5 protein-coding genes are annotated in these 4207 nt (G+C 32.9%); all 5 read right to left on the reverse strand.

Annotated elements, in window-relative coordinates:
- Nucleotides 1-374 (reverse strand): response regulator (locus ACWVCY_RS07760; RefSeq protein ID WP_455141771.1); only part of this gene is annotated, 374 nt, incomplete at its 3' end.
- A 131-nt stretch (nucleotides 375-505) separates the two neighbouring features.
- A complete protein-coding gene (gene cofH / locus ACWVCY_RS07765) occupies nucleotides 506-1648 on the reverse strand; it encodes a 7,8-didemethyl-8-hydroxy-5-deazariboflavin synthase subunit CofH (protein WP_455141773.1) in 1143 nt (380 codons plus the stop codon).
- Complete coding sequence (gene cofG / locus ACWVCY_RS07770) at nucleotides 1645-2802, reverse strand: 7,8-didemethyl-8-hydroxy-5-deazariboflavin synthase CofG (protein WP_455141775.1); 1158 nt, start codon at nucleotides 2800-2802, stop codon at nucleotides 1645-1647. The genes cofH and cofG overlap by 4 nt, the downstream gene beginning before the upstream one ends.
- A gap of 13 nt (nucleotides 2803-2815) precedes the next feature.
- Entirely contained in the window at nucleotides 2816-3478 is a 663-nt protein-coding gene (locus tag ACWVCY_RS07775; protein ID WP_455141777.1) for a hypothetical protein, read from the reverse strand.
- 45 nt (nucleotides 3479-3523) lie between these two features.
- On the reverse strand, nucleotides 3524-4207 hold a 684-nt coding region (locus ACWVCY_RS07780), incomplete at its 5' end, for a hypothetical protein (protein ID WP_455141779.1).

The following is a 4207-nucleotide window of genomic DNA, read 5'->3' on the forward strand; positions in this document are numbered from 1 at the left end:
CAAAGAATATGCTGATTAATTAATTTTAAAAGTTCTACAGAACTAAAGGGTTTTGTGATATATTCAGATGCTCCCGCTTCTAATCCTAGGCGAATATCACGATCCAATACTTTAGCTGAAAAGATAATTATCGGGATATGTCTATATTTTTTACTATTTTTAATTGAAATGCATACATCAAGGCCTGATAATCCTCCAGGCATTCTCACATCAAGCAAAATCAGGTGAGGATTTTTCTTAACTATGTCAAGAGCTTCTTTTCCATTGATTGCTTTCCAAACGTTAAAACCCTCATGTTCAAGAATTGTCTGGAGAAGTTCCAAAGTATCCTCTTCGTCATCTACAACCAAAATAGATTTTTTTCCCAAATCCATTTCAGATCACATAAAGTCACAATTTGACAGATATTACTAACAAGTTTGTTCTATTTTTGCTTTATTTTAAGTAATTCTTGTGAAGTATTTTATCCTTTTTATTTGCAAAAAGTTATACGGGGATTTTCATTTTAATGTGGATTATTAAAATAATTATAGAGTGTATCTCGTTGCTTGAAAGGTCTTCCCAATGTTGATATTAAACTTTGAATTTCAGATGGAGTAACAACCTGACCATAAACGCCTCCGGCTGATCGAGTTATATTTTCTTCAAATAATGTGCCTCCTATATCATTGCATCCTGCGTTTAATGTCATAAGGGCAAGAGGAAATCCTAACTTGACCCAAGAAGTTTGAAGATTAGGTATTACTTCACCTAAAAATAATCGGGAAACCGCGTAGAACTTTAAATAATCCAAATTGGTCATGCATAATAGTTGTGAAGAATATTTCTGTGCTAAAAGTGTTTTTTTACTTACAAAGGGTAATGGTATAAATTCAGTAAATCCACCAGTTTCTTGTTGAAGCTCTTTTAGTAATTCTAAGTGTCTAATCCAGTGATTGGGAGTTTCGATATGTCCGAACATTATTGTTGAAGTCGTGGGAATAGTTAACTCATGAGCTGTTTTAATAATATCCAACCATTGGGCAGTTTTTATTTTATTGGGACAAATTAACCTTCGAATTTCATCATCGAGTATTTCTGCAGCTGTTCCAGGCATTGAATCTAATCCAGCCTTTTTGAACTCTTTTAATACTTCTTGAATAGTTAAATCCGCTGTTTGGGCAGCATGATGAATTTCTTGGGGGGAAAAAGCATGAATGTGAATTTTTGGTTTAATTCGTCTTAGATTTCGCAGAATTTGAAGATAGGTTTCAAAGGAAGAATGAGGATGTATCCCTCCTTGGATACAAATCTCTGTTATTTCATGAGGAAGAGAACGCTTAATTTTTTCAGCAATAAAGTCTTCAGAAATTTCAAAAAATCCATTAGAAGATTGTGGAGAAACGGAATATGCGCAAAATAAACAATTCTTAGTACAAACATTAGTAAAGTTAAGATTGAGGTTAACAACATAGGAAATTGCTGGTCCAACCTGTATCTCTCGGACTTGGTCGGCAATGTAAGCTAATAAATATATATCCCGTCCCTGGACTTTGAAAAGTTCATATGCTTCACCAGGAGAAGGATACTCACTGTTCATAATCCTATTCAAAATCGGTTTTATGGATGAAGTCCGAAGAAAATCTTTAACATTTCTAGTTCCTATCATTGAGCCCGTTTCCGATAACCATCTTCTGTTGAGAGTTCTTGTTCCGTAATTACTTGTCTGACTTTAGAGGAAATCCAACCTAAATTAAGATATCTGGGATATATGGGTAGTCTTTCTTTCATTTTTTTCCCTGATTTAGCAGAAATTTCTGCTAAATAGTCGATATTAGGCCATTTATGGTTCGGATTTATATAATCGGGGGTGAGTGGCGAAAGACCACCCCAATCTGAAATACCTGCATTGATAAAACGGTTTCTTGATCCATTTAAAAGGTTGGGAGGTACTTGAATAGATATTTCTGGTTGTAAGATAATTCGAGCTAAAATAATTATTTTCTCCATTAGAGAAAGAGATGCTGGAGGATAATTGTTCATTAAACTATTTGGATGAGGGTTAAAATTCTGAATAATCACTTCTTGAATATGTCCATACTTTTCAAATAATCTGTTGATATCTAGGAGACTATTAATAATTTCTTGATAGTGTTCTCCTATCCCAATTAATAGGCCAGTTGTAAAAGGAATTTTTAATCGACCTGCATCTCTCAAACTCTGCAATCTAACTTTTGGATGTTTATCAGGGGATTTATGATGAGGCATGCCTATTTCAGATAATCTAAAACTAGAATTTTCAAGCATTAACCCCATAGATGCTGAAACAGCCTTTAATTGGTAATAATCTGAGAATGAAAGGCTACCAGCATTAATATGAGGTAATAAATTATCTTCTAAACATAATTGAGCAATGAACTTAGTATATTCTATTGTTGAACGAAAACCATGATCTTCAAGCCATTTTTGTGCATTGGGATACTTTGTCTCTGGTTTGTCACCCATTGTAATAAGAATCTCGGATAATCCATATTCTTGAGCTTTCAATAAGTTCTCTCTTATTTTGTCGATTGAAAGAAATTCTGCACCCAACTCAATTTTTGATTTCCTAAATCCACAATAACTACATGTATTTCGACATAAAAATGTCAGGGGAATGAAAAGATTTGTTGTATAGGTAATAATGTTACTATAATACTTTCGAGTTATGTCAAAAGAAATTTTACGCCATTTAATTAACGTTTTAGGATCAGCTGATTCTAAGAAATTTAAGGCTTCTTCTTTAAAAAGCTCTTCAGAGCTATCCCATGAATGAGTAAACAAATTCCTCACAAAATTAACATAACTGCTCAAGAAGTTCAATAAATGGTTGAGGATGGTGAACCATCCCAAGATGGTGTTTTAAATATTTTAAATCACTCAAAGTATCTAAATCCCTAGCAAATGGATCTTGATGGAGAACTTGGACTTTTAAATTCTTAGAAATGGCTTCTTTTCTAAATTTATACCATGAATTGTGTCCAAATTGAAATTTGATTAAAGTAGGGGTACGAATATATAATATAGCGGTTCCTATCTTAGTACCATCAGCAGAAATTGAAGGGATAATTAATAAATCGTTATCATTAATCGAGTTTAAGAAATTAGAAAGAAATTCACCTGTTATAAAAGGAAGATCCGCCATCATAATTACGATTGGGATTTGAAGAGAGCTATTCTTAAAAGTTTCATTTAATGCGTCGTTTAAACCTTCGCCCAAGTCTTGGTAAACAAACTTAGCCCCGAGAGCTTTGCTATGAGATATTATTTGGACAGAAGGAGAAATAATTCCATAAGATAACATAGACTCTTGAAGTACTTGAATGATGTTTAGAAATGTAATTTTTGCTAGCTTCTCAATATACTGAACGTCATGTAATGGAACCATAGCTCTCATTCTCGTTTTAGTTGCGGAAAAGTCTTTAATTGGAATTAAAAATAATGGTGGTGGATTTACCAAGGAATTTACCACATGATTAATCATTGTATAGGCCTTTTAAGGTTGTTATAAATGTTTAAGGATTGATTTAAAGATTAAAGGATTCTTCTTAGCAGCACGTGCAATTGAAAAATATTTTGCTCCAGTCCTTAATACATTTAAAGCCCCTCTAGAATCGATAATTGAATTATTCCCAATTATTGGGATATTTAAATTCAGAGAGAAATATGAAAGAAGTTCTAAGTCAGTTCCTACTATTCCAGTACGATATGAATCAATGTGTAAAAAGTCTAAATCCGTATTGTTAATTTGTTCGATAAATAAACTTGGATCTATTTTATTTCCACGGATTTTAAGCGAAACAAGAAAATCAGAAGATTTCAAAACATCAATAATTTTTTTTAGGGTATTTATACGTAATAAAAGAGCTTCTCCTCCTCCAAGTTTCACTACTTCAGGTTGTCGACAGTGTGCATTAATCTCAAGGACCAAATCTGATTCAATTTGTTTACTGAGATCATTTATAATATATAAAGCATCATCAGAACTATTTAACCGAAGATTTAGGATAACCCTATTTATTATTGAGACTTTGTTTATTTCACTAATTAATCCTTGAACTTCCTCTCCAGAAATAAGCTTGAATTCTTTTCTCCCACGACTCATTATCCGGTTTGAAGCACGAATCATCTCCTTTCCAATTGGATATCCTCCAATTGTAACAAGACCTGCTCCTCCTTCAGTTAGAAA

The sequence above is a fragment of the Candidatus Hodarchaeum mangrovi genome, from assembly GCF_975850365.1.

What these genes read in the sequence shown, in the direction of transcription:
- cofH (WP_455141773.1), bottom strand. Translation starts at nt 1,648, where the DNA reads ATGATAGGAACTAGAAATGTTAAAGATTTTCTTCGGACTTCATCCATA.